The sequence below is a fragment of the Teichococcus vastitatis genome (assembly GCF_003604215.1).
GTDB classification, from domain to species: domain Bacteria; phylum Pseudomonadota; class Alphaproteobacteria; order Acetobacterales; family Acetobacteraceae; genus Pseudoroseomonas; species Pseudoroseomonas vastitatis.
Genome location: NZ_QXGS01000224.1, coordinates 1 through 601 on the forward strand (window position 1 = coordinate 1; position 601 = coordinate 601).

At 67.7% G+C, this 601-nt stretch carries 2 protein-coding genes; both read right to left on the minus strand.

What is annotated here, in order from left to right; genetic code table 11:
• Positions 1-208 (minus strand): TRAP transporter large permease subunit (locus tag D2K64_RS24025; RefSeq protein WP_120010944.1); only part of this gene is annotated, 208 nt, incomplete at its 3' end.
• A partial coding sequence (locus D2K64_RS24030) for a TRAP transporter small permease (RefSeq protein ID WP_120010946.1) occupies positions 205-601 on the minus strand: 397 nt, incomplete at its 5' end. The genes D2K64_RS24025 and D2K64_RS24030, both read right to left, overlap by 4 nt.

The following is a 601-nucleotide window of genomic DNA, read 5'->3' on the forward strand; positions in this document are numbered from 1 at the left end:
CCATGATGAGGGTGCCGGCGAGGATGAAGAAGGGCAACGCCAGCATGGGAAAGGACTGGGTCTGCTGGAACACCTGCTGCGCGATGAGCATCAGCGGCATTCCGCCGTCCCAGAGCAGGGCAGCGCCGGATGCGATGACCAGGGCATGCGCCACCGGAATGACCGCGACCATCAGCGCCACGAAAGCGACGATCAGGGCGAGACTCATGTCGGCATCTCCTCCGGGCTGGGTGTCGGCAGGGCTTCCGGTCCGATCAGCGCGATGCGGATCGCGATAGTGACAGTGCCGGTTGCGATCAGGACGCAGCCGGCGGCGATGGCCCAGTAGCCATAGCTGCCGGGAAGGCCGAGGGCGGGGCTGCGCTCGATCGCCACGATCTCCGCCACCTCCAGCGCCTGCCAGCAGAGGACAAGATAGGCGGCCGCGACCAGGGCGTGTCCCAGGAGAAGAAGGACGCGTCGGCCCTTCCGCCCCAGAAAGCCCATCAGCCACTCGACGGCGATGTGGCCGCCGCGCTGCACAGCGAGTGCCACGCCCGCCATGATGAACCAGGGGAAGAGCTGCTGCGGCACCTCCTCCGCCCAGTCGAAGCCGCCGGTC